Raw genomic sequence first — 26,114 nt, forward strand, 5'->3', positions numbered from 1 at the left:
CCGTGGAACCGGCCGACCCGGCGGCGGTGCCTCCCCCTTGGTCGTCCTTGCTCATGGCGTTGGCCAGCGTGTTCGCCAGGCCCTCGGGAACCACCTGTTCACAGGTCTCGGTGGTCACCGAAACCTCTTGGCCGCGACGGTCGAAGACCTTGTCGATCGGATTCGGCGGGCACCACATTCCGCCGGATGCCAGGGTCGCCGCGACGTTGGAGAACTCGAGCGCGTTCACCTCTATCGGCCCCAGTGTGAACGATCCCAGGTTCTGCCGTTTCACGAAGTCGGCGAGGCTTTCGTTGCTCTCCGGGTCGTAGTCGCGGGCAGTGCCCGGCAGTGCATAGGACCGCAGGCCGAGCTTGACTGCCATGTCCACCGACCGCTGGACGCCGACCTGCGAGATCAGTTTCGCGAACGCGGTGTTCGGCGAGGTGGCGAGGGCATCGGTGACGTTCATCGAGCCGCGATACCCGCCCGCGTTCTTCACGCACCAGGTTTCTCTCGGGCAGCCGGGGGTGTCGCTGCTGCCGAGGCCCTTCGCCTGGAACTGCCCCGGCACGTCCAATTGGGCATTGATGCCCATTCCCATGTCCATGGCGGCGGCGGTGGTGAAGATCTTGAATGTCGAACCTGCGCCGTCGCCGACGAGCGAAAACGGTTGCGGCTGCATGGTTTCACCGGCGTCGATGTTGAGGCCGTACGTCCGGTTACTGGCCATCGCCAACACCGGGTGGGAGTCCTTGCCCGGCCTGACCACACTCATCACGCTGGCGACGCCCTGGATGTCGGGGCTCGCGATGCCGTCGATCGCGGACTTCACCGGCGCCTGAACATCGGGGTCCAGCGTCGTCTTGATCAGGTAGCCGCCCCTGGCCACCTGCTCCTTGCTGATGCCTGCGCGGGCCAGGTAGTCGAGCGCGTAATCACAGAAGAAGGCCCGGTCGCCCGCGGCGATACAGCCGCGGGGCAACTCCTGCGGCTGCGGCAGGATGCCCAGCGGCTGCTCCTTGGCGGCGCGCAGCGCCTCGGCTTCCTGCGGAATGTTGTCGATCATCGTGTCGAGCACGAGGTTTCGGCGTTGCAGCGCGCCGTCGGGATTCGTGTAGGGGTTCAGCGTGCTTGTCGACTGCACCATGCCGGCCAGCAGCGCGGACTGCTGCCAGTTCAGTGCCGAGGCGTCGATACCGAAGTAGGTCTGCGCGGCGTCCTGGATGCCGAAGGCGTTGTTGCCGAACGACACCAGGTTCAGGTATCGGGTGAGGATCTCCGGCTTGGTGAACGTCTTGTCCAACGTCAGCGCCATCCGGATCTCCCGCAGCTTGCGGGCCGGCGTGGTCTCGACGGCTGCGCGCTTCTCCGCGTCGGTCTGCGCAATCACCAGCAACTGGTAGTTCTTCACGTACTGCTGCTCGAGGGTGGATCCGCCGCGGGTGTCGATGTTGCCGGACATATAGCCCGAAAGGCCCGTCAGGGTGCCCTTCCAGTCGACGCCGTTGTGCTCGGCAAACCGCTTGTCCTCGATCGAGACGATGGCGAGCTTCATCGTGTCGGCGATCTGGTCGCCCGGCACCTCGAACCGGCGTTGCGAATACAGCCACGCGATGACGTTGCCCTTGGCGTCCACCATCGTCGAGACTCCGGGCACCTCACCCTCGACGAGCTGAGCAGACCCGTTAGCAACCACATCGGAGGCCCGGTTGGACACCAGTCCGAACCCGCCGACAACCGGAAACATCAATCCCGCGACCACCACGCTGGCCAGCAGGCAACACCACGCGAGCTTGATAACCGTGACCGTGGCCGGCGGTCTATTCGGTGGGCGCTCCGGCATGCCCTACAGAGTAACTAGCCTGCCGCGTTGCCTACGCCGCGCGGCCAGATTGCCAGCATAAAGGGCGTTACGGCCGGGATCGGGTTTGCGCTGCGCGGCGTGTCTGGACGGTTGTCCCAAAAAAGGGGCAAACAAACTGTTGCGTAAATACCCTTTGACCACCTAGCTTGTACCTACAGTGCGATTCAGGTAACAAAGACCTGCGCAATGTGGCGTAGATCGCATCAGCGTTCTACACCGGAGGACTGAGCCGTCAAGTAACGGCGGCTGGACTTAAGGGGAAACGCTGGTGTCGAGCACACGGCCAGTTGCGCGCAGGACTGCTACTACCTCTCTTCCCACCAGTTTGGTTCAAGGCGCAGAGGCCGAGGCCCGAATCGCCTGGGTTTCCCAGGCCCGCTGCCGGCAAGCCGATCCCGACGAATTGTTCGTGCGCGGCGCGGCTCAGCGCAAAGCCGCAGTGATCTGTCGGCACTGCCCGGTGATCTCGGAATGCGGCGCCGACGCCCTCGACAACCGCGTGGAGTTCGGTGTCTGGGGTGGCATGACCGAGCGCCAGCGTCGGGCTCTGCTCAAGCAGCACCCCGAGGTGGTCTCCTGGGCCGACTTCTTCGCCGCCCAGCGCAAACATCGCAGCGCCGTTTAGCGCCTACGCCGCGGGAGCTTCGCCGGTGATCTGATCGGCGATCGCGCGCAGCGCCTCGAGATCCGACACGTCGAACGGCAAGGACGGCACTCCCACGATCGATACATGCGGGTTGGCGCCCGTGAACCGCGACAGCAGCCGAACCTCGCGCTTGGCCGTCCCCGCCCGCGCGGCGTGAATCCGTAACACCGCGGCGGTCAGCGCCTCGGGATCCTCGGCCGCCAGCGAGTCGGCGGCCTCTGCGGCCTTATCGGCGTGCAGCGACGTCAGCGTCGGGTGGGTCCGGTTGAGGATGAGGCCGGCCAGCGGCATGTGCTCCGAGGAAAGCCGGTCGATGAAGAACGACGCCTCGCGCAAGGCGTCCGGCTCGGCCGCGGACACCACGACGAACTGGGTGCCGCGCCGCTTCAGCAGCTCATAGGTGCGGTCGGCCTTCTCGCGGAACCCACCGAACGTGGCGTCCAGCGACTGCACGAATGCCGCGGCGTCCGACAGCATCTGTGAGCCGAGCACAGTCGACAGCGCGCGCATGGCCAGGCCCATCGCCCCCGACACCAGCTTTCCGATGCCGCGGCCGGGACCAAGCAGCAGCTTCCACAGCCGGCTGTCCATGAAGCCGCCCAGACGTTTCGGGGCGTCAAGGAAATCCAGGGCGTTACGGGACGGCGGCGTATCGACGACCACGAGGTCCCATCGGTCCTCGGCCAACAGCTGGCCCAGCTTCTCCATCGCCATGTATTCCTGCGTGCCAGCGAGCGAGGTGGCAACGGTTTGATAGAACTGGTTGTCCAGAATCCCTTGCGCGCGTTCGGATCCCGAGTACTGAATGACCATCTCGTCGAACGTGCGACGCATGTCAAGCATCATCGCGTGCAGCTCGCCGGACACCTCGGGCGCCAAGGGAACCCGCTGGGGCGTGTTACCCAGATCCTTGATGCCCAGCGCCTGGGCGAGACGCTTCGCGGGGTCGATGGTCAGCACCACGACCGTTCGGCCGTACTCGGCGGCTCGCAGCGCCATCGCCGCAGCGGTCGTCGTCTTGCCGACACCGCCTGCGCCGCAACACACCACGACGCGGTTCGACGTGTCGTGCAGGATCGCGGCCATGTCCAGTGCCTGCGGTGTGGTGCTCATCTCACCCCTTGGTTGTTGAGCGCTTCCGCCAATTCGTAAAGGCTGCCAAGGTCGACGCCATCGGGGATGTCTGGCAGTTCCAGCCGGGGCACCTCGAACTCCTCCAGTTGTTCTGCGCTCTCCGCACGCGCGGCGATGCGCGTGGCGTGCTGAATGGCCTCGGTCAGCAGACCGGCAAAGTCATTGTCGGACAGTGTGATCGACGCCTCGGCGAGATCGGCACGCACCTGATCGGCGTCGATGTCGCCCTCTGCCGCCTTGGCGAGCGCGTCGGGTGCCAGATAGGCGGGAATGTTGCGGTTGACGATGACGCTGCCGATCGGCAGCTTTAGCGCCTGAAGCTCGTCGATCGCTTCCAACGTCTCCTGCATCGGAAGCGCCTCCAGCAGCGTCACGAGGTGAATGGCCGTCAGGTCAGAATGCAGCACCTTAACCACGCTCTCGGCCTGCGAGTGCACCGGACCACCCTTGGCGAGATCCGAGACCGCCTTGGTGACGTCGAGGAAGCGGGCGATGCGACCGGTGGGCGGGGAGTCGACCACGACCGCGTCGTAGACAGGCTGTTTACCCTTGTCTCCGCGGGTGATGATCTCCCTGATCTTGCCGGTGAGCAGCACGTCCCGTAGGCCAGGCGCGATCGTCGTCGCGAACTCGACGGCGCCGATGCGGCGCATCGCCCGGCCCGCCAACCCGAGGTTGTAGAACATCTCGAGGTATTCGAGGAACGCCGCCTCGATGTCGATGGCCAGCGCGTTGACCGTTCCGCCGCCGTCGGCGGTCGCGATCTTCACTTCCTCATACGGCAGCGGCGGCACATCGAAAAGCTGCGCAATGCCTTGCCGCCCTTCGACTTCGACCAGAAGCACCTTCCGGCCGCCTGCGGCCAGCGCCAGTGCCAGCGAGGCGGCGATGGTCGACTTGCCAGTGCCGCCTTTGCCGGTGACGAAGTGCAACCGCGCCTTTGTCAGCCTGGACGGCCAGCCGACCGGTTTACGGTCATTCGCTTCGATAGCCACCACTGCAGCCTAGCCAAGGCGCTCGGCTCGCCGGATAAGCTCAGCCGCATGAGCGAATCCACCCGGTGGGAGTACGCCACTGTCCCCCTTCTGACGCATGCCACCAAGCAGATTCTCGACCAGTGGGGAGAGGACGGCTGGGAGCTCGTCTCGGTGCTGCCCGGGCCGACCGGTGAGCAACACGTCGCTTATCTGAAACGGCCGAAATGAGCGGCGGCGGCTGGTCAGCCCGGCTCTCCGAACTGGGCATCGATCTGCCGCCGGTGGTCAAACCCGTGGCCGCCTATGTGCCCGCGGTGCAGACCGGAAATCTGGTCTACACCGCGGGGCAGCTGCCGATGGTGGCAGGCGAGTTGCCTGCCACCGGCGCCGTCGGCGGCGTGGTCACCCCCGAGCAGGCCAAGGCTCTCGCCAGGATTTGTGCACTCAATGCGCTCGCTGCCGTGGATTCGCTGGTCGGCATCGACGCCATCGCCCGGGTGGTGAAGGTCGTCGGTTTCGTCGCCTCCGCACCCGGCTTCCACGGCCAGCCCGGCGTCGTCAACGGCGCATCCGAACTGTTCGGCGAGGTCTTCGGCGAGGCGGGCGCGCATGCGCGGTCCGCGGTCGGGGTGGCCGAACTTCCGCTCAACGCGCCTGTGGAGGTCGAGCTGATCGTCGAGGTGGCGTGAGCCGTGCAGCATCCCGCGTACGGGTTGTTGCGCCCGGTGACCGAGACGGCGTCGGTGCTGCTGTGCAACAACCCCGGCCCGTTGACGCTGGACGGCACGAACACCTGGGTCTTGCGTGGTGTGGGCAGCGACGAGATGGTGGTCGTCGACCCGGGCCCCGATGACGACGAACACATCGCCAAGATCGCCGAACTCGGCAAGATCCCGCTGGTGCTCATCAGCCACAAGCACGAGGACCACACCGGCGCCATCGACAAGATCGTCGAGCGCACCGGGGCGGTGGTCCGTGCGGTGGGAAGCGGCTTTCTGCGCGGCCTCGGCGGCCCGTTGACCGACGGTGAGGTCATCGATGCGGCAGGGCTGCACATCACAGTGATGGCGACACCGGGCCACACCGCGGATTCGCTGTCCTTCGTGCTCGACGACGCCGTGCTGACCGCGGACACCGTGCTCGGCCAGGGCACCACCGTGATCGACTCCGAGGACGGCAGCCTCGGTGAGTATCTGCAGTCGCTCGAGCGGCTTCAGGGGCTGGGGCATCGGACGGTGCTGCCCGGGCACGGCCCCGATCTCGACGATCTCGAGGCGGTGACCGCGATGTATCTGACGCACCGCGAGCAGCGGCTGGCCCAGGTGCGCGACGCGCTGCAGGCACTCGGCGACGACGCCACCGCGCGTCAGATCGTCGAACACGTCTACACCGACGTCGACGAAAAGCTTTGGGACTTCGCCGAATGGAGCGTGCAGGCCCAACTCGACTACCTGCGCGGGTAATCCCTAACGGGCTCGGCGGGCCAGTCGCTCTGAGTCGGAAATCAGCACGCTCTTGCCTTCCAGCCGAATCCACCCGCGATGGGCGAAGTCCGCGAGCGCCTTGTTGACCGTCTCCCGTGACGCGCCGACCAGCTGGGCGATCTCTTCCTGCGTGAGGTCGTGGGTCACCCGCAGCGCGCCGCCTTCTTGAGTGCCGAAGCGCTGAGCCAGCTGGAGCAGTTGCTTGGCGACGCGGCCGGGCACGTCGGTGAAGATCAGGTCGGCGAGGTTGTTGTTGGTGCGACGCAGCCGGCGAGCGAGCACCCGTAGCAGCTGCTCAGCGATCTCGGGTCGATCGGCGATCCAGGCACGCAGCGCTTCGCGGTCCATCGAAACCGCACGCACTTCGGTAATCGTGGTCGCGCTCGACGTCCGTGGGCCGGGGTCGAAGATCGACAGCTCGCCGAACATGTCAGACGGGCCCATGATGGTGAGCAGATTCTCGCGTCCGTCCGGTGACCGGCGGCCGATCTTGACCTTGCCCGAAATGATGATGAACAGCCGATCTCCGGGCTCTCCCTCGGCGAACACGGTGTGTCCGCGCGGGAAGTCGACGGGCTGCAGCTGCTTTGTCAGCGCGGATACGGCGCTCGGCTCGACTCCCTGGAAGATTCCGGCCCTGGCCAGGATCTCGTCCACGTTGCCCCTCTTAAGCTGTTGAGTGATATGACATGCGCACGCCAACCTCTAAATGCTTTGCGAGATCAGTCTAGAGGCTGGCCATTTCGTGAGTAGTCACGCTACACACGATTGGCATGCGGAGACGGCTGAAATTCAGTATTGGCCACGTTGTCCACATATAGCGGTGTTGGCAAATTCGACCAGTCATCGTCGATGACGTAGCGCGTGGCGAGCTCGGGCTCGGGGATGCGTTCCTGAAGTCGGCGGTGCATGCCGTCGAGCGCCCCCGGCATTCCGTCCCGCGCCAGCGTACGGACGTCATCGGCGCGCGCCTGCTCGAGAAACTCGGCGACGTCGGCGGCCGAGACCGTGTCGCTGTCGAGGCCGGATTCGAGGCGCTGCAGGCCAAAGGTGGCAAGCATCAGCAACCCTGGGATGAAGCCCACCAGCAACCACGACACAAGCAGGTAGTTAACACGTCGAAGGTCTCGGGGGGATCACGAATTGTCACCGGTCGCAGTATCCGTTCTCGGCCGTCTCAGTACGCTTGCACCCGTGACTGTTGGTGAGTCCTCGACGGAGAAGACGGCGAAGCCCAAGCCGGCCAGACGGGCGTCGTCGCGCAAGTGGGACTCTGAGACCCACACCGGCCTGGTGCGCCGCGCAAGGCGGATGAATCGCGCGCTAGCGCAAGCATTTCCGCACGTGTACTGCGAACTCGACTTCACCAACCCCCTCGAGCTGACGGTGGCGACCATCCTTTCGGCGCAGAGCACCGACAAGGGCGTCAACCTGACCACCCCGGCGTTGTTCGAGAAGTACCGCACCGCAACGGACTACGCACAGGCCGATCGCACCGAGCTCGAGGAGATGGTTCGGCCGACGGGCTTCTATCGCAACAAGGCCAACTCACTCATCCGGCTCGGTCAGGAACTCGTCGAGCGGTTTGACGGCGAGGTGCCGTCCACCATGGCGGAGCTCGTGACGCTGCCCGGCGTCGGCCGCAAGACCGCCAACGTGATCCTCGGCAACGCCTTCGACATCCCCGGCATCACCGTCGACACCCATTTCGGCAGGCTGGTCCGGCGGTGGCGGTGGACGGAGCTCGAGGACCCGGTCAAAGTCGAGCATGCCGTCGGCGAGCTCATCGAGCGCCGCGAGTGGACGCTGCTCAGCCACCGGGTGATTTTCCACGGGCGCCGGGTCTGCCATGCCCGCAAGCCTGCGTGCGGTGTGTGTGTGCTGGCCAAGGACTGCCCCTCCTTCGGGGAAGGGCCGACGGATCCGCTTGTTGCCGCCCCTCTGGTCAAGGGTCCAGAAACCCAACATCTGCTGGCGCTGGCCGGCCTGTAGCCGACCCGCCTGAGTCATGAGTACGTCGACCCGGTGGACCGTGGCGACGCTCGTCGTCATCGTCGCGCTCGGAGTCGGGCTGTGGACTCAGCTGGGCCGCGACGGTCCGACGGGCAGACCCGGCCAGGCGCCTGCCAGAGAGCACCGCGACGCCGACACTGCCGATGCGCTGGCCGACCCGCGGTCGAGGGCTGATCTCGCGCCCTGTCCGGCCGACGGAGCAGGCGCGGGTTCGGCGAAGCTGCGGGGGATCACGGTCGAGTGCGCCGCCGATGGCGCCGACGTCGACGTCGCCAAGGCGCTGGCCGGCCGCACCGTGGTGCTCAACCTGTGGGCGTACTGGTGTGCGCCGTGCGCCGAGGAACTGCCTGCGATGGCGGAGTATCAACGTCGCGTCGGCCCGGCTGTCTCGGTGGTGACGGTGCACCAAGACGAGAACGAGACCGCGGCGCTGTTGCGGCTTGCAGAGCTGGGTGTGCGGCTGCCGACGCTGCAGGACGGCAGGCGATTGATCGCCGCTGCACTGCAGGTGCCCAATGTGATGCCCGCGACGGTGGTGCTGCGGCCGGACGGTAGCGTTGCCGAAATCTTGCCGCGTTCGTTCGCCAGCGCCGACGACATCGCCGCCGCGGTCGATCCACAGATAGGAGTGCCGGGGTGAGTCCGGAGAGCGAGCGGAGCCTGTTATCTCCAGGCGCCGCTCCACCGTGGCTGAAGCCCCTGGTAGACAACGCACGCGCCGTGAAGCAGGCCTACCGGCGACGGGTGCCCGCTGAACTGCTGGCGTTGGTGACTGCGGCCAACGCGAAGGCCGCGCTGACCGGCACGGGTCGCGACGCCGCGGTGCTGGTGCTCTTTTCGGGCCCGGCGGACTCACCGAACGGCGGTCTGCCCGACGATGCCGATCTGCTGGTGACAGTTCGGGCGTCGACGCTTCGGCATCACGCCGGTCAGGCCGCATTCCCCGGCGGAGCCGCCGACCCCGGCGACAACGGTCCGATATTCACGGCCATGCGCGAGGCAACGGAGGAGACCGGCATCGACACCAGCAGGCTGACACCGCTGGCGACGCTGGAGAAGATGTTCATCCCTCCGTCGGGATTCCACGTGGTGCCGGTGCTCGCCTACTCGCCGGATCCGGGCCCGGTCTTCGTCGTCGACGAATCGGAGACCGCCGTCGTGGCGCGCGTACCGGTGCGCGCATTCATCAACCCCGAGAATCGGCTGATGGTGTACCGCAAAGAGAACACCCGACGCCTGGCCGGGCCGGCCTTCCTGCTGAACGAGATGTTGGTCTGGGGTTTCACCGGACAGGTGATCTCGGCGATGCTCGACGTGGCCGGGTGGGCACGACCCTGGAACACCGAAGACGTGCGCGAGTTGGACGAAGTGATGGCCCTCGTCGGTCATGATGACACCGACGGAGGGGCACAACTATGACGTCGTCTCAGTGGCTGGACATGGCCGTGCTGGCGGTCGCGTTCGTCGCGGCGATCTCCGGCTGGCGATCCGGGGCGCTCGGCTCGCTGCTGTCCTTCATCGGCGTCGTCCTCGGTGCCGTGGCCGGCGTCCTGCTGGCGCCACACATCGTCACCCATGTCGCAGGCACCCGCACACAGCTGTTCATCACCCTGTTCCTGATCCTCGGGCTGGTCGTGGTCGGCGAGATCGCGGGTGTGGTGCTGGGCCGCGCCGTGCGTGGTGCGATCCGCAGCGGCACGCTGCGGCTGTTCGACTCGGTGATCGGCGTCGTGGTGATGGTGGCGGCCGTAGCCGTGGTGGCGTATCTGCTTGCCACCCCGCTGACATCGACCAATCAGCCGAATCTGGCTGCGGCCGTGCGTGGTTCAAAGGTGCTGAGTCAGGTCGACCAGGTCGCTCCGCCGTGGCTCAAGGCAGTGCCGAACCGGCTCAAGGCGCTGTTGGACACCTCCGGACTGCCCGACGTGCTGGGAAACTTCGGGCGCACCCCGATTGCCAACGTCGACGCGCCGGATGCAGCTCTGATCAACGATCCGAAGGTCGCGGAAGTCCGGCCGAGCATCGTCAAGATCCGCGGTGTCGCGCCAGGTTGCCAAAAAGTCCTTGAGGGAACAGGTTTCGTCGTCGCACCCAACCGGGTGATGTCAAACGCGCACGTGGTCGCCGGCACCGAGACGGTCACGCTCGAGGCCGACGGCCAGACGTACGACGCCACGGTGATCTCCTACGACCCGGACGCAGACATCTCGATCCTCGACGTGCCGGGGCTGCCGTCGACGCCGCTTCCGTTCGCGCCGCAACCCGCTGAGGACGGCGACGATGCGCTGGTGCTCGGCTACCCGGGTGGCGGCGGCTTCCAGGCCATCCCGGCGCGGATACGCGAGACCATCGAGCTCCAAGGACCCGACATCTACAAGAGCAAGACCGTCAAACGCGAGGTCTACACCGTGCGAGGGACTATCAAGCAAGGTAATTCGGGCGGCCCGCTGATCGACCGGCAGGGGCAGGTCCTCGGCGTGGTGTTCGGCGCCGCGGTCGACGACGCGGAAACCGGATTCGTACTGACCGCCAAGGAAGTTCGCCGACAACTCGACAGAATGGGTAGCACCACCCCAGTCGCCACCGGCGTGTGTGTCAACGCCTGACGAATGTCCTCAGCGGTGATCCAGGAAGCGTGACAGCTGTTCGTTGACCGCGTCGGGCGTCTCTTCGTGGCTGAAATGTCCCGCCTCGGCCATGGACACGTAGCGGCCGTGAGGCGCGTAACGCCGGGTTCGGTTCACCGCGTCGGGCAGCACGTAGGGGTCGGCGTCGCCGCGGATGTGCAGCATCGGCACGGTCAGGGGTCGCTTCATCAAGCGCATGAAGCGCCGACCCTCGCTCTTCAGCTGGCTGCGCACCGCCCAACGCTGGTACTCCAACGCGGAATGAGCAGCCGAGGGAATCTGGATGGCTCGGCGCATGTGGGCGATGGTCTCGGAGAAGTCCTCTGAGGCAACCCATTTCGCGCTGGCCCGACTACGCACCAGCCTCTCCAGCTCTGCGGCGTCGTGCCGCATCAACGCGCGTTCAGGCCACATCGGCACCTGGTACTGCAGCATCGACGGCAGCAGCGCCCGCCCCTGGTCGCGCCGGGTGAGGGCAGACCTGCGGAGCGCGGCGGGATGCGGTGAGCTGATCACCGCGATCGCTTTGACCATTCGTGGATGCAGCACCGACGTCGCCCAGCAGACCAGTCCACCGTCGGCGTGGCCGACCAGCGTCGCCGACGGATGACCCAGCGCCCGGACAAGGCCCGCGGTGTCGCCGGCCAGCGTCCAGCCGTCGTAGCCACGCGGCGGCTTGTCGCTGCCGCCGTATCCGCGCAGATCGACGGCGACGACGCGGGCATTGCGCAGGCCGCGCAGCTGGTGGCGCCACGACCACCAGAAGGAGCCGAAACCGTGCAGCAGGATCACCAACGGCCGCTCGGTCATCGGGTCCGGTGATTCGTTGTTTGATGTCGCCGCCGGTGCGGCTCCGTCGGCCCTGGTGTCGGCTTCCACGACATGGAACCGAATCCCGTTGGCGTGCACCTCGAGATGCCGCCACGGACCGTCGATCCGGACGACCGACGGATCGGGTATCCGGCCGATGTCGCCGCCAGCGCGGCTCCGTACCATTACCAGCCAGACGGATCCGCGGTCGGGTCGGCCGCGGCCTTGCCGTCGGAGGCGCGCAACGCCTTGGTCTTCTCGTGACCCGGCGTCAGCGCGTCGGGAATCTCTCTGAACGTCTCAATGGTCTTCTGTGGGCCCCGAATGCGACGAACCTTCAAATAGCCGAACAGCGCGAGCACAGCCGTGACGAGGACCATCACGCCGAACACGATCAGGAAGGCAGCCCACCGCCACAGCCACGTGTCGAGAAGCTCGGCGACGAAGAAGAAGAAAAAGAACGTCGAGTAGAAGAGCACCACCAGCGCCAGAATGAAGAAAACGCTGCCGGTGAGGCCCTTCTTGACGTCGCGGGTGATTTCGGCGCGCGCCAGCTCCACCTCTGCCCGCACCAGCGTCGACACCTGCGCTGTCGCATCCTTGACCAGCTCACCGATCGACGGATCGGGCTTGGGAGCGTGTGGATCCACCAGCGGGATCGAGGTGACGGTGGTCGGTACGCCATTCTTCCGGTCGGCACTGCTCACGAACGGTCCTCCCGATGTCGATGTCCTCGAGTCATGTTGCCACGTGGCGTCGGGCTAAACGATCCCGGCCGAGCGATAGACTGACCGTCACAGTCGAGCAGGCGGGTCGGGGACGTCGATAGGGGATGGGTTTTTTGAAGACCGCGCACCGCTGGCTGGCACGATTCTCGGTGGTCACGGCGGCAATGGCCGCGATACTGGCGCCGGGCTCCCCCGTGGCACACGCTGACGACCCGGTTCCGCTGGGCGGTGGCTCGGGGCTCGTCATCAACGGAGACACGTTGTGCACGCTGACCGCAATCGGCAATGACAACCGAGGCAACCTGATCGGCTTCACCTCCGCCCACTGCGGCGGTCCTGGGGCGCAGGTCGGCGCAGAAGGGGCCGAAGCCAGCGGCGTGCTCGGCGCCATGGTCGCCGGCAACGACGCCCTCGACTACGCGGTGATCCAGTTCGACCCGCAAAAGGTGACGCCGCTCAACAACGTCGACAACTTCCAGATCGATGGCCTCGGGCCCGACCCCGCCACCGGCGATGTCGCATGCAAGCTCGGCCGGACCACCGGCTACTCCTGCGGCGTCGTATGGGGACCGGGCCAAGAGCCGGGCACGATCGTCAGCCAGGTGTGTGGGCAGCCGGGCGACTCCGGGGCGCCGGTAACCGTCAACAACCGGCTTGTCGGCATGATCCACGGCGCGTTCGCGGAGGACCTGCCGACTTGCGTCGTCAAGTTCATCCCGTTGCACACGCCTGCGGTCGCGATGTCGATCAATACCCAGTTGGCCGACATCGCCGCCAAGAACCGGCCCGGCTCGGGATTCGTGCCCGTCGGAAGCGCGCCGGCTGCCGCCTAGCGGCTACTTGGCAGCGCGGATCGCCTCGAACACGGTCGGGTCGACCAACGTCGACGTGTCGCCGAGCTCGCGACCCTCGGCGACGTCGCGCAGCAGCCGCCGCATGATCTTGCCGCTGCGTGTCTTGGGCAGCTCGGGCACGACGTGAATCTCGCGGGGCCGCGCGATCTTTCCGATCTCCTTGGCGACCTGCTCACGCAGCTCGTCGACCATGCCCTCGTTGTCGGGTGTGTTCGCCGTAAGGATGACGAACGCGCAGATGCCCTGGCCGGTGTCGTCGTCGCTGGCGCCGACGACGGCCGCTTCGGCCACCCCGGAATGACCCACCAGAGCGGACTCGACCTCGGCGGTGGAGATCCGGTGGCCCGATACGTTCATCACGTCATCGATGCGGCCGAGCACCCAGATGTCGCCGTCGGCGTCGACACGGGCGCCGTCTCCCGCGAAGTACCAGCCCTGCTTGTCGTAGCGCGACCAGTACGTCTCCTTGTAGCGCTCGGGATCACCCCAGATGCCGCGCAGCATCGCCGGCCACGGCTGGTCGAGCACCAGGTAGCCGGTGACATGCTCGGCCTCGTCGGCGCCTGGGACCAGCTCCTTGCCGTCCTCGTCGACGATCATCGCCGAGATGCCCGGCAGCGGCGTCATCGCCGAACCCGGCTTCGCGGCCGTCACGCCCGGCAGCGGCGAGATCATGATCGCGCCGGTCTCGGTCTGCCACCAGGTGTCCACAATCGGAGTTCGGTTGCCGCCGAACGCATCCCGGTACCATCTCCATGCCTCGGGATTGATCGGCTCGCCGACGGAACCCAGCAGCCGAAGGCTGGAAAGATCGTGGGAGTCGGGAATCTCGCGGCCCCACTTCATGAACATCCGGATCAGCGTCGGTGCCGTGTAATAGATTGTCACACCGTACTTCTCGATGATCTGAAAGTGCCGGTGCTCGTCTGGCGAATTCGGGGTGCCCTCGTAGACCACCTGGGTGACGCCGTTGGAAAGCGGTCCGTAAACGATGTAGGTGTGGCCGGTGACCCAGCCGATATCCGCTGTGCACCAATAGACGTCGGTCTCAGGCTTGACGTCGAAGACGTTGTAATGCGTGTACGACGCCTGTGTCAGATAGCCGCCCGAGGTGTGCATGATGCCCTTGGGCTTGCCGGTGGTGCCCGATGTGTAGAGCAGGAACAGCGGGTGTTCGGAGTCGAACGCCTCCGGCGTGTGCTCGGGGGAGGCTTTGTCCACGACGTCATGCCACCACAGGTCGCGACCATCGGTCCACGGCGTGTCAATCCCGGTGCGGCGCACCACGAGTACGTGCTCGACTGACTTCTGGCCGTCCACGGCCTCATCGACGGGCTCCTTGAGCGACGCCGCCTTGCCGCGCCGGTATTGGCCATCCGATGTGATCACAAGCTTGGCCTCGGCGTCCTCGATGCGCGCCGCCAGTGCCGACGAGGAGAAGCCGGCGAAGACTACGGAGTGCAGCACGCCAAGGCGTGCGCAGGCCAGCATGGCCACGATCGCCTCGGGCAGCATCGGCATGTAGATCGCCACCCGATCACCCGCGACGAGGCCGAGGTCGGTCAACGCATTGGCCGCCTTGCTCACCTCGGCGAGCAGTTCGGAGTAGGTGATCTCCCTGCTGTCGTCCTCGGGCTCGCCTTCCCAGCGGATCGCCACCCGGTCTCCGTTGCCCGCATCGACGTGGCGGTCGACGCAGTTGTAGGCGACGTTGAGCTTGCCGCCGACGAACCACTTCGCGACGGGCGCGTCGGACCAGTCGAGGACTTCGTCGAACGGGGTCTCCCATGACAACCGGTTGGCCTGCTTCGCCCAGAACGCCGACCGGTCCTTCTCGGCCTCACTGGACAGCTCGGCGGTCGCGTTCGCCTGCGCGGCGAAGTCGTCGGCGGGGGGATAGGTGGATGGCCCTTCTGCATGGTTCTGCGACATATCTGTGAGCCTAGTCACCGGATGGTGGCATCGACATTGCCTTGTTTCCCATCCCATCTGGGTCTCCGTTCGCGCGCCGCTAGCCTTGCCGGAATGACGCCGCATCCGCTGACGCCGCTGGCCGCACTGCCCGGCGTGGCAGGCGCAAGTGACGAGGCGCGCGAGGCTCTTGGCAAGGCGCACCGCCACCGCACCAACCTTCGGGGCTGGCCTGCAACGGCCGCTGAAGCCGCGCTGCGCGCCGCAAGGGCATCGTCGGTACTCGAGGGTGGCTCGTTGGCGCTGCCGGAAACCGGGGAGCCCGATCCGGTGCTCGCGGGCGCTCTGCGGGTTTCCGAAGCGCTGGAAGGTGGCGCGACGGCTCTGGTCGGGGTGTGGCAGAAGGCGCCGATGCAGGCATTGGCGCGGCTGCACGCCCTGGCCGCCGCCGACCTCGTCGACGACGACCGGCTCGGGCGCCCGCGAGCCGATGCGGACGTCGGCGTTCGGCTCGAGCTGCTGGTCGAAATGGTCACCGGCAAATCTGACGTGCCTGCGACCGTGCTGGCCGCGGTCGCGCACGGTGAGCTTCTGACGCTGGCGCCGTTCGGCACCGCCGACGGGTTGGTCGCCCGTGGCGTGTCGCGGTTGGTGACGATGGCGAGCGGGTTGGATCCGCACGGTCTTGGCGTGCCGGAGGTCTTCTGGATGCGGCGTTCCGGCGATTATCACGCCGCCGCGCGCGGATTCGCATCGGGCACACCCGCCGGATTGACCGCCTGGTTGGTGCTGAGTTGTCAAGCGCTGCGGGCCGGCGCAGCCGAGGCGCTGTCGATCGCGTCTAGCTCCGCAAAATAGCGCCTCAGCAAAGTGAAGCGGGCGACGCTCCGAAACTGGTTCGGCTCGTCGCCCGCTAGCACGGACTCCGGTTACCAAGCGTGCTGGTCAGGTGTGCGTGGGTGGCCTCGGCGTCTTTGACGATGCGCTACGGCTGCAACCCCACCCAAGGGGTCGTCGTGGTCGTCCGCTCTTCGCAATTACGCAGGCCCGCAACACTTTTGCCTATTCAGCGGCTTTAGCTCCGCGTGGGTGCCGGGATCCGTGCTGGGCAGCCTGTCTTCGGGAGTTCGCGCCTTCTCTTCCGGCTCGAGCTTGGCCTAGCCAGGCTTCCGTGCTTCCTTTGTACTCCGTGACCCCGGTCACAGCAAGGGTGAATCGCCCGCGAGATTTGATCGTTACCGCCGGGCCGTCAGCTACTACCGTCGGTCGGACGTTAGAAAGCGAATCGGCGCAGTAGCGAGTACGTCAGCGCGCCCGCCAGAACGGCGGTCAAACCGACCGCAACGGTCGTTGCGACGGCAGCGCCGGACGGCGCAGCGGGAAGTCGGTCGCGCAGTGGGACCGGTCTGCTGAAGGTCAGCACCTCCCAGCCACGAGCCACGGCCTCTTTGCGCAGAGCACGGTCGGGGTTCACCACGGTCGGACGCCCGACCGCCTCGAGCATCGGCAGGTCGGTGATCGAGTCGGAGTAGGCGTAGCAGTGTTCGAGCGCATACCCCTCGCGTGCGGCCAGCTCCTGAATCGCCCGCACCTTGCCCTCGCCGAAGCAGTAGTACGCGACCTGGCCGGTGTACTTCCCGTCTTCGACGACCATCCGGGTGGCCATCGCGTGCGTCGCGCCGAGCCCTTTGGCGATCGGCCCGACGATCTCCTCGCCCGACGCCGACACGACGACGACGTCACGGCCGCACAGCTTGTGGTCGGCGATCAGGTTGGCGGCCTCGGCGAAGACCAGAGGGTCGACGATCTCGTGCAGGGTCTCGCCGACGATCGACTTGATCTGTTCCACGTCCCAGCCGGCGCACATATTGGTGATGTAATTTCGCATCCGGTCCATCTGGTCGTGGTCAGCGCCCGACATGAGGAACAGGAACTGGGCGTAAGCGGACTTGAGTACGGTGCGTCTATTAATTAGCCCTTGGTCGTAGAAGGGTTTGCTGAAAGCCAGCGTGCTGGACTTAGCAATGACCGTCTTGTCGAGGTCGAAGAACGCTGCAGTGCGAACGGGCTGTCCGGTTGTCGGCTTCGTTTGCGGTACAACGCCCCCCGCGGCCGCCGGATCGGTTGCGGTCACAAGGCCCAGCATAGGGCGCACCGGCCCGCGCTAACCGGCCAAGCGGTCAAAATGGCAGTTCACGACACGTGCCGATGACTGCACTTCTGCGAGGCTGGCGGGTGCTTTCAGTAGCAAGCACTTCTTGCGCCTCTTGGGCTTTCCGTGTGTATAGTGAGGATTACTCGGCTTATGCCGGGTGTGCATCAGCCCGACCCCCCGGGGCTGATACACGACGACCTCCGCCTCCTCCCCCCCTGGCGGGGGTCGTCCCTTTTCCAGACCCTTTTCGTTGGTCGGATAGGTGGGCAAGTCCGCGGTAGTTGCGGAATCTCGTTTTCGTTGCCAAGTCGACACCACCTGTACACAGTTCGCACCCCATCCACAGAAGCCGTAATGGCGCTGGCGTCGCGTCACACCGCGCCGACAGTGTGGACTTATGAGCGCAGGAAACGGCGTCCTCGCGATGCTTGCCGAATCGGCGATGCGCGACGAGGTCGACCGCGTCGCCGCCGCTGCGGGCGTGGCCGTCGTTCATTTTGCGCACCCGCCGAGTCGGCAAGCCTGGACCGGGGCCAGGGCGGTCGTTTTCGACGCGGCGGGAGCAGGCAGCTGCTGGGTGCCGTCGCTACCGCGGCGCGCCCACGTCATCATGGTCAGCCGCGGTGAACCACAGGCTCGCGACTGGCAGACCGCAATCGCGGTCGGCGCCCAGCACGTGATGAATCTGCCCGCGGATGAGGCCGACTTCGTCACGGCGTTGTCGGCGGCCGCGGCATCCGGTGGCGACGACGGGGCCAGAGGTTCGGTGGTCGCCGTGATGGGCGGCCGCGGCGGGTCAGGCGCGTCGTTGTTCGCGACGGCACTGGCACGGTCGGCGCGCACCGCTCTGCTCATTGATGGTGACCCGTGGAGCGGCGGTATCGATCTACTGGTCGGCACCGAGGACACGCAGGGGTTGCGATGGCCGGACCTGACTCTGCAGCACGGCCGGCTCGACTTCGCAGCATTGCGACAGGCGCTGCCGCGACTGGACGGGCTGAGCGTGCTGTCCAGTGTCCGCCCTGGTAATGAGGTCGAGCCCGGTGCCCTGGCCGCGGTCATCGATGCGGGGCGACGGGGCGGCGTCACTGTGGTCTGCGATCTGCCCCGTGCGCTTTCTCGGTCGGTTGAATTCGCCGTGGGCGCAGCGGACTTGGTCGTCCTGGTGACCACGGCCGATGTCGGCGGCTGCGCTGCGGCGACAGCCGTTGCGGCGGCGTTGGGCGCCATCAACCCGAACGTCGGCCTCGTGGTTCGCGGCCCGTCACCGGCGGGCTTGCGGTCGGTGGACGTGGCGCGCATCGTCGACCTGCCGCTGCTGGCGTCCGTGCGGGCGCAACCCGGCATCGCAGCGATGCTGGAGCGCGGCGGGTTGCGGATGAGTCACCGCTCATCTCTTGCCATCGCAGCGCGACGGGTGCTGACGGTGTTGGCGCAGCATCCATCGGCGGCCGCAGCGTGAGCATCCCGCTGATCGATCGGGTTCGCGAGCGGCTGGCCGCCGAATCCGCGCCCCTGCGCCCCGATGTGGTGGCCGCCGCCATCCGCGCTGAATCGGGAGGAGTGCTCGGCGACACCGAGGTGCTGAGCAATTTGCGGATGCTGCAGACGGAGCTGACCGGTGTCGGCATCCTCGAGCCGCTGCTACGCGCGGAAGGCACAACGGATGTCTTGGTCACCGCGCCCGACGCTGTGTGGGTCGACGACGGAAGCGGATTGCGGCGTACTTCCGTCCGGTTTGCCGACGAGGATGCGGTGCGGCGACTGGCGCAGCGTCTCGCGCTGAGTGTGGGCCGCAGGCTCGATGAAGCCCAGCCATGGGTGGACGGCCAGCTGATCGGCTTGACCGCAGACCAGTTCACGGTTCGGTTACACGCGGTGCTCGCGCCGATCGCCTGCGGCGGTACCTGCCTGTCGTTGCGGGTGCTGCGGCCGGCAACCCAGGATCTTGCGACACTCGCACGCGCCGGGGCGATCGCCCCCGAGGCGGCCGCGCTGCTCGACAAGATTGTCGCCGCCCGGCTGGCGTTCCTCGTCTCTGGAGGGACCGGCGCCGGGAAGACGACGCTGCTGTCCGCGGTGCTTGGCGCCGTGTCGCCTGGCGAACGCATCGTCTGTGTGGAGGATGCCGCCGAGTTGCAGCCTCGGCATCCGCACCTGGTGAAGCTGGTCGCGCGATGTGCGAATGTCGAAGGGATAGGCGAGATTACCGTCCGTGACCTGGTCAGGCAGGCGCTCCGGATGCGACCGGACCGGATCGTCGTCGGCGAGGTGCGGGGCGCGGAGGTAGTCGATCTGCTCGCGGCACTCAACACGGGTCACGACGGCGGGGCCGGCACAGTGCATGCGAACAATCCCGCCGAGGTGCCCGCCCGGCTTGAGGCGCTCGCAGCTGTCGGTGGCCTGGACCGGTTGGCGTTGCACAGTCAACTCGCGGCGGCCGTTCAGGTGCTGTTGCACGTCGGTCGCAACCGATCGGGCAAGCGCAGGCTCGACGAGATCGCTGTGCTGCGGGGGTCAGGCAGCGGATTGGTCGGGGTCGTATCGGCGTGGTGCGCGGACAGCGGATTCGGCAGCGGCGCAGATGATCTGATGTCTCTGCTGAGGCAGCGAGGTGTGCAGTGACCACGGCGGCGCTCGCGTTGGCGTTGGCGATCCTCGTCGCACCCCGCCCGTCGCGGCATCGGCTGGCTCAAGCGCAGCGCACCCGACGGCGGCTGCCCGCGGTGGCGATCGCGGTCACGTGCGCCTGCGCGATGGCGGTGGTGCTGCCCGCCGCGGTTACCCTCGCCGCGGCCATCGTCGGCGCAACGGTGACACTGCGCCGCCGGCGGTCGCTCGCGCGCCGAGCACACGCGAGGGAAGTCGCCGCACTGCAGAGCGCGCTCGACGTGCTGACCGGTGAACTGCGAGTCGGCGCCCACCCGGTGGCCGCATTCGAAGTCGCGGCGGGCGAGATCGACGGACCCGTCGCGGAAAACCTGCGTGGCGTCGCGGCACGGGCGCGGTTGGGCGCCGACGTGGCAGCGGGCCTCCGCGGTTTCGCGACGTCATCGCGGTTGTCCGCGCATTGGGAGCGGCTAGCTCTGTTCTGGGGGCTGGCGCAGACCCACGGTCTGGCGATCGCGACCTTGATGCGCGCGGCGCATCGCGATGTCGTTGAGCGTGAACACTTCTCGGCTCGGGTGGACGCCGGAATGGCGGGCGCCCGCACCACCGCGGCGGTGTTGGCCGGTCTACCGGTACTCGGCATCGGCCTCGGCCAACTCATCGGGGCCGACCCGCTGCACTTCCTGCTGTCCGGCGGCGCCGGTGGCTGGCTGCTGGCTGCCGGTGTGACGCTCGCGTGCTGCGGGCTCCTGTGGTCGGACCGCATCACGGCGGGGGCGGGGGGATGAGCACCTCGGCTCTTCTGTTGGCAGCCGCACTTCTGATCACCGCTAGTCCGTCGAGGATTCGGTTGCCAAGGGCGGCCGAGAGTTCGACGACGTCTGCACCGTCGTCGAGCGACACGGATCCTCTCGCCGTCGCGTCCACCTTCGACGTGCTCGCGACGTGCCTGACCTCAGGTATGGCGGTGTCGTCGGCGGCCGCTGCAGCGGCACCATCGGCGCCGCGCCGGCTTGCCGCGGTGCTCGACCGTGCCGCAGATATGCTGGCGCTTGGCGCGGATCCCGCTGCGGCATGGTCGAATTCAGGCCCACCGCTGGGCAATCACGGCGATGCCCTGCTCCGGCTCGCCAGGCGATCGGCGATGTCTGGCGCCGCGTTGGCCCAAGGGGTTGCCGACTTGGCCGATCAGTCGCGCCACGATGCGGCGTCGGCGGCTGACGCCAGAGCCCAGCGCGCTTCGGTACTCATCGCAGGCCCGCTCGGGTTGTGCTATCTGCCCGCCTTCGTATGCCTGGGCATCGTCCCGATCGTCGCGGGGCTGGCAGGCGACGTGCTTCGGTCGGGGCTGACATGAGCCTCCCCGCACTGTCCGGTCAACCAACAGAAGGGAAAACACATGGTGGCGAACGTGATTCGCGAAATCAAGGCGAGGGTGGTGGTGCTACTGGTCGACGACGCGGGTATGTCGACGGTCGAATACGCCATCGGCACGATTGCCGCCGCGGCGTTCGGGGCGATTCTGTATACGGTCGTCACCGGCGACTCGATTGTCACCGCCTTGACGAACATCATCAATCGGGCGCTGAACACCAACGTCTGACCGGTGATCGTGGCGCCACCACCATCGAGGCGGCATTCGCCATCGCCGCGCTGGTGGTGGTTCTGCTGGTCTGCATGGCCGGACTCACCGCAGTCTCGATGCAGGTGCGGTGTATCGACGCGGCCAGGGAAGCGGCCCGCCTTGCGGCACGCGGGGCGGAGGGGGATGCATTGCAGGCGCACGAGAGCATTGCTCCGTACGGAGCCAAGCTCGACATTCGCAAAGAAAGTGGTCTGGTGGTCGCGACGGTCACAGCTCATTCGATCCTGTTGCCGGGGGTCACGATACGGGCGGAGACGGTATCGGCGATCGAACCGAATGGGTGGTGACCGGGGCGCGGCAACTGTACTCGCCGCCGCGATGATGGCGGTGCTGCTGACGGTCACCGTCGGCGGGATCTATATCGGGTCGGCAGTTGTCGCCCGGCACCGCGCGCAGTCGGCCGCTGACATGGCAGCGCTCGCGGCCGCGCTGCGACTACCCGAAGGCGCCGAACTGGCCTGCGGCCAGGCATCGGTGATCGCAAAGGCCATGAAGGTCGAGCTTGCCGCCTGCGAAATCGACGAACTCGATGTGGTTGTGACAGTGCAGGCCGGCCCGGCGCGCGCCGCCGCCCGGGCGGGCCCGACTTAGTCGCCGGCGTCTTTCTTGCTCTTGTTCTTCTTCTTCCGCTTCTTGTCCTTGCGCGGCTTCTTCTCCTCCGGGGCGTCGTGGTCGTGGTCGTCGGAGAAATCGACCACCGCCAACTCCGCTTCCGTCGGCAGTCGCAGCGCCAGCAGGGCGGCGAACGTGCCCGGCTCGAGTTCGACTCGGTTGATGGTCATGTGCACGGGAATCCATCCGCCGTCGGTCGACCGCAAGCGCAAGACGGCGCTGGTGGATCCGTTGGCGAATTCCAGCGTCATCCGCGCCATGTGCACCGCGTCGGCGGGATTGACGGCTTGCCGTCCCGCCTCTCGGGCGTGCCAGTCGAAGAACGGCGCCGGCCTATCGAGCCACTTGAGCAGCCTCCAATTGACCGGATCCACCAGCGCGCGGTGCACTCCAGGGCGCGCCAGGCCGTCGAGAATCCGTTGCGCCAGGTGGTCGGGCGGCAGTGACGGACCCTCGGGGTCAGCACGCCAGTTCATGGCGCGACAAATCAGCCGCTCGCTGCCATCGTCCTGCGCCTCCTGATTGGCGCGGGCGACGAAGCCGACCGAGATCGTCTCGCCCTTATGGTCGGTGACGTTCCACGTGCTGCACATCGTCATGCCAGGCTCGCCCTTGATCGCCATCGACAACACCTTGGTCTCACTCGCGTTGAGGGCGCGCATGGGCAGGTCTTCAGCGAACGTCCGGCCATGGGTTGCTTCGGTCGAAGGGTCTCGGCCGCTGTTGTAGATCGACTCGGGGGTGTCGGTGGCTACGCCCTCGGTGAGGTCCCACTTGAGCGGTCCGGGTATCGGGCGCTCCGGCGGTTCCATATTCAGCGGCCCGATCCAGACGTGAACGCCGTGCAATCGCCCGTCTGACATCACGACGGGCTCGGTGCGGATTACGCGGTCGTTGCGCGGAGTAATGGCGCTCATCGCCTCGCCGGCGCGCACAGTGTCGGATATCGCGGTCTGAATTGCCATCAGGTCCGGACTTCGTCGCAGAAATACGCTGATCGGGATGAGATTCTTGGTCTGACGGCCATCGGCCACCACAACAGGCTCGCCGCCCAACGTCTCCACGAGCAGCCAGTCGTGGCTCATTGGGCAAATCTTACCGGTCTGCGGTTTACGAACCACCAGGTAGACGCCACAACGAAATCCGCAGCCGCTTGGTATATACCAGTTACTTAACGCTGTCGAATATGGCCATTTGAGTTGCCCGAAACGCTACGACGAGGTAATTTACGTCTACGCCATACCGGTGGGTACTGAAACGGATCGCGTTGTGTGACCGTTTGATCGAGACCGGCTGGCGCTCGGCGTGCCCGAACCGGCACCGTCGATAGCTGGTCCACGGGGGCGGCCGTCGAGGGGTCGGCCGTCGCCGTGGGTTATCTTTCCTGGCGCTGCAATTCGCGCAGCACAAGACGCAGCACGCGCACCGCGCCCGCCTTGTCCAGAGGGTCGTTTCCATTCCCGCACTTCGGCGACTGCACACATGACGGGCAGCCCATCGGGCATTCACAGGCCTCGATTGCCGCGGCCGTCGCACCCCACCACGCGGAGATCTGCTCGAAGCCGCGGTCGGCGAAACCGGCGCCGCCGGGATAGCCGTCGTAAACGAAGATCGTCGGCAGGCCCGCCACCGGACCGACGGCGGTCGACAATCCGCCGATGTCGCCGCGGTCGCAGCTGGCCACCAGCGGGAGCAGGCCGATTGCCGCGTGCTCTGCGGCATGTAGGGCGCCCGGTATCCGCAGCGGTTCGACGCCGTTGTCCTGCAATGCTTCCGGAGTGATCGTGCACATCACCGCCTTGGTGTCCAGGGTGCGGGTCGGCATGTCGAGCTCGACGAAGTCGATCACCTCGCCGCTGCGTTCGCGGCGCAGATAGCCGATCACCTTGTTGCTCACCGACACCGGGACCAGCCCGATAGTTACCGGCCCAAAGCTCTTTCGCTCGCCGGGACCGGTCACCGCGATGTCGGTGAGTTCGCGAGCGAACGTCGTATAGCCGGGATCCTCGGCGTGCACGAAGGCCAAACCGTCCTCGAAATCGAGAGAGTCCACCATGTAGGTCTCACCCTGGTGCAGATACACCGCCCCCGGGTGAACGGTCGCCGGCGCCCTTCCGACATCGGCGCTGCCCAACAGCCGCCCGGTCGCGGTTTCCAGGATCGCGATCTGGCCGCCGGAGGAACCGCGGATGTCGACCGCGGGATGTGGGTCCACGCCGGGGCTGGGGAAGTAGCCGCTCGACCGCCGGCGCAGCAGCCCGTCGTCCACCAGGGCGCCGGCGACGTCTTCGGCGTTCCACGCGCGCACCTCCGCGTCGGTCAAGGGCAGCTCAGTTGCCGCGCAAAGCAGTTGCGGCCCGAGCACGTACGGGTTGCCGGGGTCGATGACAACTCGCTCTATCGGCTTGTCCAACAATGCTTCCGGATGATGGACCAGGTAGGTATCCAATGGGTCGTCGCGGGCGATCAGCACGATCAGCGCACCCTGCCCACGCCTGCCGGACCGTCCGGCCTGCTGCCAGAACGACGTCACAGTTCCGGGGAAGCCGGCAAGCACCACGGCATCGAGGCCCGCGATGTCGACACCGAGTTCCAGCGCGTTGGTACTGGCAAGGCCGCGCAGATCGCCCTCGGCCAGTGCGCGTTCCAGAGCGCGACGGTCCTCGGCGAGGTAACCGGCGCGGTAGGACGCCACCCGGCCCGCCAACTCGGGCGCGACGTCCTCCAGCCGCGCACGGGCGCCCAACGCGGTGAGTTCGGCTCCGCGCCGGGACCGGACGAACGTCAGTGTGCGGGCGCCTTCGGCGATCAGGTCGGCCATCACCCGCGCCGCCTCGGCACCGGCGGAGCGCCGCACCGGCGCGCCGTTCTCCCCGACCAGGTCGGTGCGCAGCGCCGGCTCCCACAGCGCGACGGTGCGTGCACCTTGGGGTGAGCCGTCCTCGGTCACTTCGAGCACCGTCTGCCCGATCAACTCCGAGGCGGTGGCCGCCGGTGAGGCGGTCGTTGCGCTGGCGAAGATCACCGTCGGCGCAGCAGAGTAGCGCGTGCAGAGCCGCATCAGGCGGCGCAACACCATCGCCACGTTCGAGCCGAAAACGCCTCGGTAGTAATGGCATTCGTCGACGACAATGTAGCGCAGGTTTCGCAGGAACACGGCCCACCGGGCGTGGTTGCGTAACAGCGACAGATGGATCATGTCGGGATTGGAGAAGATCCAGCGTGACCGTTCGCGCGCGAATCGTCGTACCTCGCTCGGGCTGTCGCCGTCATAGGCGGTTGGCGCGACCGTGCCGAGCGTGCCCACCGCGTCGATGAGTGCATGGGCGGCACGCAGTTGGTCGTGGCCAAGGGCCTTCGTCGGCGACAGGTACAGCGCGCGTGCCCGCGGATCGGTCGCGAACGCCGTCAGGATGGGCAGCTGATAGGCCAGCGACTTGCCCGACGCGGTGCCGGTACTGAGGACGACATGACGGCCGTCATGGGCGAGATCGGCCGCCTCGGACTGGTGTGACCACGGCGCGGTGATTCCACGATCATGGAACGCGCGCACCACATCCGGATCCGCCCAATGCGGCCACGCCTGTGGCCGTGCTTGCCGCGACGCCAGGTCTGCCACATGGCGCAGCGGATTCTCCTCCGGGTCGGTGCCTTCGACCGCGCATGCGAGCAGCTCGCGGCCGAAATCCGACATCGTTTGCCCTCCTGCAAATTAATTGTTCCCTAGTTGCTGCGGCAAGACTGTCGCTGGAGCTTGGAACATGATTCACTTATGGCGGTCGCAGCTTCTGTGTTCGTGTATATGCACTCGCAGGATCGACGTTGCGGTCGCGGTTCCTGCGAGGGTTTAGGTCGGGTCAAGTTCCGGCGACACCACGAAGGTATGGCGGTCGGAACGGGCCCGGTGCACCGGAAGTCGGTGGGCCGTACCCGGTAGAAGAGAAGGAAAGATCGAAAGATGCCACAGGGAACTGTGAAGTGGTTCAACGCGGAGAAGGGCTTCGGCTTTATCGCTCCCGAGGACGGCTCCGCCGATGTGTTTGTCCACTACACGGAAATTCA

Annotated in this window: 28 protein-coding genes and 1 pseudogene; 18 read left to right on the forward strand and 11 right to left on the reverse strand. The window is 66.7% G+C overall.

Features of this window, described 5'->3' with window-relative positions; translation table 11 throughout:
• Positions 1–1,825: transglycosylase/D,D-transpeptidase PonA2 (gene ponA2 / locus QOJ24_RS04535; protein WP_526259534.1), on the reverse strand; the 1,825-nt coding region annotated here is incomplete at its 3' end.
• Positions 1,826–2,114: 289 nt separating this feature from the next.
• Between ponA2 and QOJ24_RS04540 the strand changes: the two genes are divergently transcribed.
• Positions 2,115–2,471, forward strand: a complete 357-nt coding sequence (locus QOJ24_RS04540) for a WhiB family transcriptional regulator (RefSeq protein WP_526259536.1) — start codon at positions 2,115–2,117, stop codon at positions 2,469–2,471.
• A gap of 3 nt (positions 2,472–2,474) precedes the next feature.
• On the opposite strand, the gene bagB is transcribed toward QOJ24_RS04540, so the two are convergent.
• Together bagB and bagA are read right to left on the reverse strand one after the other, a co-directional pair.
• On the reverse strand, positions 2,475–3,605 hold the full coding sequence (gene bagB / locus QOJ24_RS04545; protein ID WP_526259538.1) for an ATPase BagB: 1,131 nt from the start codon (positions 3,603–3,605) through the stop codon (positions 2,475–2,477).
• On the reverse strand, positions 3,602–4,621 hold the full coding sequence (gene bagA, locus QOJ24_RS04550; protein WP_526259540.1) for an ATPase BagA: 1,020 nt from the start codon (positions 4,619–4,621) through the stop codon (positions 3,602–3,604). The genes bagB and bagA overlap by 4 nt, the downstream gene beginning before the upstream one ends.
• A 48-nt stretch (positions 4,622–4,669) precedes the next feature.
• Here bagA and sp36 point away from each other — a divergent pair, with 48 nt between their 5' ends.
• From sp36 to QOJ24_RS04565, 3 genes are read left to right on the forward strand one after another with little or no spacing between them, the layout of a single operon-like run.
• Complete coding sequence (gene sp36, locus QOJ24_RS04555) at positions 4,670–4,831, forward strand: Sp36 family protein (protein ID WP_090278496.1); 162 nt, start codon at positions 4,670–4,672, stop codon at positions 4,829–4,831.
• The gene (locus tag QOJ24_RS04560) at positions 4,828–5,292 is read left to right on the forward strand and encodes a RidA family protein (RefSeq protein WP_526259541.1); all 465 of its coding nucleotides are present in this window, start codon (positions 4,828–4,830) and stop codon (positions 5,290–5,292) included. Before sp36 ends, QOJ24_RS04560 begins: the two co-directional genes overlap by 4 nt.
• A 3-nt stretch (positions 5,293–5,295) precedes the next feature.
• The gene (locus QOJ24_RS04565; RefSeq protein ID WP_526259543.1) at positions 5,296–6,066 is read left to right on the forward strand and encodes an MBL fold metallo-hydrolase; all 771 of its coding nucleotides are present in this window, start codon (positions 5,296–5,298) and stop codon (positions 6,064–6,066) included.
• Positions 6,067–6,069: 3 nt separating this feature from the next.
• Here the strand turns inward: QOJ24_RS04565 and crp are convergent, their stop codons facing one another.
• Both crp and QOJ24_RS04575 read right to left on the reverse strand, forming a co-directional pair.
• Positions 6,070–6,744: a cAMP-activated global transcriptional regulator CRP gene (crp, locus tag QOJ24_RS04570; RefSeq protein ID WP_526259545.1), complete on the reverse strand. Its 675-nt coding sequence runs from the start codon at positions 6,742–6,744 to the stop codon at positions 6,070–6,072.
• A 101-nt stretch (positions 6,745–6,845) separates the two neighbouring features.
• Positions 6,846–7,148 carry a hypothetical protein gene (locus QOJ24_RS04575; RefSeq protein WP_526259577.1) on the reverse strand — a complete coding sequence of 101 codons (303 nt, stop codon included), beginning with the start codon at positions 7,146–7,148 and terminating at the stop codon, positions 6,846–6,848.
• 250 nt (positions 7,149–7,398) lie between these two features.
• Between QOJ24_RS04575 and nth the strand changes: the two genes are divergently transcribed.
• Genes nth through marP form a run of 4 tightly spaced genes read left to right on the forward strand, consistent with a single transcriptional unit; the run spans position 7,399 to position 10,706 of the window.
• A complete protein-coding gene (gene nth / locus QOJ24_RS04580) occupies positions 7,399–8,079 on the forward strand; it encodes an endonuclease III (RefSeq protein WP_526259579.1) in 681 nt (226 codons plus the stop codon).
• A gap of 16 nt (positions 8,080–8,095) precedes the next feature.
• Positions 8,096–8,740 (forward strand): redoxin family protein, encoded by a 645-nt coding sequence (locus QOJ24_RS04585; RefSeq protein ID WP_526259548.1) that lies wholly within the window; start codon positions 8,096–8,098, stop codon positions 8,738–8,740.
• The gene (locus tag QOJ24_RS04590) at positions 8,737–9,519 is read left to right on the forward strand and encodes an NUDIX hydrolase (RefSeq protein ID WP_526259550.1); all 783 of its coding nucleotides are present in this window, start codon (positions 8,737–8,739) and stop codon (positions 9,517–9,519) included. The genes QOJ24_RS04585 and QOJ24_RS04590 overlap by 4 nt, the downstream gene beginning before the upstream one ends.
• Complete coding sequence (marP, locus tag QOJ24_RS04595; RefSeq protein ID WP_526259552.1) at positions 9,516–10,706, forward strand: acid resistance serine protease MarP; 1,191 nt, start codon at positions 9,516–9,518, stop codon at positions 10,704–10,706. The genes QOJ24_RS04590 and marP overlap by 4 nt, the downstream gene beginning before the upstream one ends.
• 9 nt (positions 10,707–10,715) lie before the next feature.
• Here marP and QOJ24_RS04600 read toward each other — a convergent pair whose 3' ends face one another.
• Both QOJ24_RS04600 and QOJ24_RS04605 read right to left on the reverse strand, forming a co-directional pair.
• Positions 10,716–11,723, reverse strand: coding sequence for an alpha/beta fold hydrolase (locus QOJ24_RS04600; RefSeq protein WP_526259554.1), 1,008 nt, complete (start codon positions 11,721–11,723; stop codon positions 10,716–10,718).
• A complete protein-coding gene (locus QOJ24_RS04605; protein WP_526259555.1) occupies positions 11,723–12,244 on the reverse strand; it encodes a phage holin family protein in 522 nt (173 codons plus the stop codon). The genes QOJ24_RS04600 and QOJ24_RS04605 overlap by 1 nt, the downstream gene beginning before the upstream one ends.
• A 134-nt stretch (positions 12,245–12,378) precedes the next feature.
• Here QOJ24_RS04605 and QOJ24_RS04610 point away from each other — a divergent pair, with 134 nt between their 5' ends.
• Positions 12,379–13,098: a S1 family peptidase gene (locus QOJ24_RS04610; RefSeq protein ID WP_526259581.1), complete on the forward strand. Its 720-nt coding sequence runs from the start codon at positions 12,379–12,381 to the stop codon at positions 13,096–13,098.
• 3 nt (positions 13,099–13,101) lie between these two features.
• Here the strand turns inward: QOJ24_RS04610 and acs are convergent, their stop codons facing one another.
• Positions 13,102–15,051, reverse strand: a complete 1,950-nt coding sequence (acs, locus tag QOJ24_RS04615) for an acetate--CoA ligase (RefSeq protein ID WP_526259557.1) — start codon at positions 15,049–15,051, stop codon at positions 13,102–13,104.
• 93 nt (positions 15,052–15,144) lie between these two features.
• On the opposite strand from acs, the gene QOJ24_RS04620 reads away from it, so the two are divergent.
• Positions 15,145–15,888, forward strand: coding sequence for a Fic family protein (locus QOJ24_RS04620; RefSeq protein ID WP_526259559.1), 744 nt, complete (start codon positions 15,145–15,147; stop codon positions 15,886–15,888).
• 415 nt (positions 15,889–16,303) lie between these two features.
• On the opposite strand, the gene QOJ24_RS04625 is transcribed toward QOJ24_RS04620, so the two are convergent.
• Complete coding sequence (locus tag QOJ24_RS04625; RefSeq protein ID WP_526259561.1) at positions 16,304–17,164, reverse strand: HAD-IB family hydrolase; 861 nt, start codon at positions 17,162–17,164, stop codon at positions 16,304–16,306.
• 445 nt (positions 17,165–17,609) lie between these two features.
• Between QOJ24_RS04625 and ssd the strand changes: the two genes are divergently transcribed.
• Genes ssd through QOJ24_RS04660 form a run of 7 tightly spaced genes read left to right on the forward strand, consistent with a single transcriptional unit; the run spans position 17,610 to position 22,031 of the window.
• A complete protein-coding gene (gene ssd / locus QOJ24_RS04630) occupies positions 17,610–18,647 on the forward strand; it encodes a septum site-determining protein Ssd (protein WP_526259583.1) in 1,038 nt (345 codons plus the stop codon).
• Complete coding sequence (locus QOJ24_RS04635) at positions 18,644–19,810, forward strand: TadA family conjugal transfer-associated ATPase (RefSeq protein ID WP_526259563.1); 1,167 nt, start codon at positions 18,644–18,646, stop codon at positions 19,808–19,810. The genes ssd and QOJ24_RS04635 overlap by 4 nt, the downstream gene beginning before the upstream one ends.
• Positions 19,807–20,583, forward strand: a complete 777-nt coding sequence (locus QOJ24_RS04640) for a type II secretion system F family protein (protein ID WP_526259565.1) — start codon at positions 19,807–19,809, stop codon at positions 20,581–20,583. The genes QOJ24_RS04635 and QOJ24_RS04640 overlap by 4 nt, the downstream gene beginning before the upstream one ends.
• Positions 20,580–21,152 carry a type II secretion system F family protein gene (locus tag QOJ24_RS04645; protein WP_526259567.1) on the forward strand — a complete coding sequence of 191 codons (573 nt, stop codon included), beginning with the start codon at positions 20,580–20,582 and terminating at the stop codon, positions 21,150–21,152. Before QOJ24_RS04640 ends, QOJ24_RS04645 begins: the two co-directional genes overlap by 4 nt.
• Before the next feature lie 42 nt (positions 21,153–21,194).
• A complete protein-coding gene (locus QOJ24_RS04650; protein ID WP_526259569.1) occupies positions 21,195–21,398 on the forward strand; it encodes a DUF4244 domain-containing protein in 204 nt (67 codons plus the stop codon).
• Between the two features lie 23 nt (positions 21,399–21,421).
• A complete protein-coding gene (locus QOJ24_RS04655; RefSeq protein WP_526259585.1) occupies positions 21,422–21,727 on the forward strand; it encodes a TadE family type IV pilus minor pilin in 306 nt (101 codons plus the stop codon).
• A complete protein-coding gene (locus tag QOJ24_RS04660; RefSeq protein ID WP_526259571.1) occupies positions 21,717–22,031 on the forward strand; it encodes an Rv3654c family TadE-like protein in 315 nt (104 codons plus the stop codon). The genes QOJ24_RS04655 and QOJ24_RS04660 overlap by 11 nt, the downstream gene beginning before the upstream one ends.
• Here QOJ24_RS04660 and QOJ24_RS04665 read toward each other — a convergent pair.
• Together QOJ24_RS04665 and sftH are read right to left on the reverse strand one after the other, a co-directional pair.
• Positions 22,028–23,137 carry a PAS domain-containing protein gene (locus QOJ24_RS04665; RefSeq protein WP_526259573.1) on the reverse strand — a complete coding sequence of 370 codons (1,110 nt, stop codon included), beginning with the start codon at positions 23,135–23,137 and terminating at the stop codon, positions 22,028–22,030. The two genes, QOJ24_RS04660 and QOJ24_RS04665, sit on opposite strands and share 4 nt — an antisense overlap.
• Positions 23,138–23,427: 290 nt before the next feature.
• Positions 23,428–25,746: a DNA 3'-5' helicase SftH gene (gene sftH / locus QOJ24_RS04670; RefSeq protein ID WP_526259575.1), complete on the reverse strand. Its 2,319-nt coding sequence runs from the start codon at positions 25,744–25,746 to the stop codon at positions 23,428–23,430.
• Positions 25,747–26,010: 264 nt separating this feature from the next.
• On the opposite strand from sftH, the pseudogene cspA reads away from it, so the two are divergent.
• Positions 26,011–26,114 (forward strand): annotated as a pseudogene (gene cspA / locus QOJ24_RS04675) (cold shock protein CspA); the annotation flags it as partial.

It is taken from the genome of Mycobacterium sp. (assembly GCF_032159775.1).
Taxonomy (GTDB): domain Bacteria; phylum Actinomycetota; class Actinomycetes; order Mycobacteriales; family Mycobacteriaceae; genus Mycobacterium.

Coding starts and splice junctions, on each gene's coding strand:
- bagB (WP_526259538.1), bottom strand. CDS start 3,605: ATGAGCACCACACCGCAGGCACTGGACATGGCCGCGATCCTGCACGAC.
- sp36 (WP_090278496.1), top strand. CDS start 4,670: ATGAGCGAATCCACCCGGTGGGAGTACGCCACTGTCCCCCTTCTGACG.
- QOJ24_RS04560 (WP_526259541.1), top strand. CDS start 4,828: ATGAGCGGCGGCGGCTGGTCAGCCCGGCTCTCCGAACTGGGCATCGAT.
- QOJ24_RS04575 (WP_526259577.1), bottom strand. CDS start 7,148: ATGCTTGCCACCTTTGGCCTGCAGCGCCTCGAATCCGGCCTCGACAGC.
- nth (WP_526259579.1), top strand. CDS start 7,399: ATGAATCGCGCGCTAGCGCAAGCATTTCCGCACGTGTACTGCGAACTC.
- QOJ24_RS04585 (WP_526259548.1), top strand. CDS start 8,096: ATGAGTACGTCGACCCGGTGGACCGTGGCGACGCTCGTCGTCATCGTC.
- marP (WP_526259552.1), top strand. CDS start 9,516: ATGACGTCGTCTCAGTGGCTGGACATGGCCGTGCTGGCGGTCGCGTTC.
- QOJ24_RS04600 (WP_526259554.1), bottom strand. CDS start 11,723: ATGGTACGGAGCCGCGCTGGCGGCGACATCGGCCGGATACCCGATCCG.
- acs (WP_526259557.1), bottom strand. CDS start 15,051: ATGTCGCAGAACCATGCAGAAGGGCCATCCACCTATCCCCCCGCCGAC.
- QOJ24_RS04620 (WP_526259559.1), top strand. CDS start 15,145: ATGACGCCGCATCCGCTGACGCCGCTGGCCGCACTGCCCGGCGTGGCA.
- ssd (WP_526259583.1), top strand. CDS start 17,610: ATGCTTGCCGAATCGGCGATGCGCGACGAGGTCGACCGCGTCGCCGCC.
- QOJ24_RS04645 (WP_526259567.1), top strand. CDS start 20,580: ATGAGCACCTCGGCTCTTCTGTTGGCAGCCGCACTTCTGATCACCGCT.
- QOJ24_RS04650 (WP_526259569.1), top strand. CDS start 21,195: ATGGTGGCGAACGTGATTCGCGAAATCAAGGCGAGGGTGGTGGTGCTA.
- QOJ24_RS04660 (WP_526259571.1), top strand. CDS start 21,717: ATGGGTGGTGACCGGGGCGCGGCAACTGTACTCGCCGCCGCGATGATG.
- QOJ24_RS04665 (WP_526259573.1), bottom strand. CDS start 23,137: ATGAGCCACGACTGGCTGCTCGTGGAGACGTTGGGCGGCGAGCCTGTT.
- sftH (WP_526259575.1), bottom strand. CDS start 25,746: ATGTCGGATTTCGGCCGCGAGCTGCTCGCATGCGCGGTCGAAGGCACC.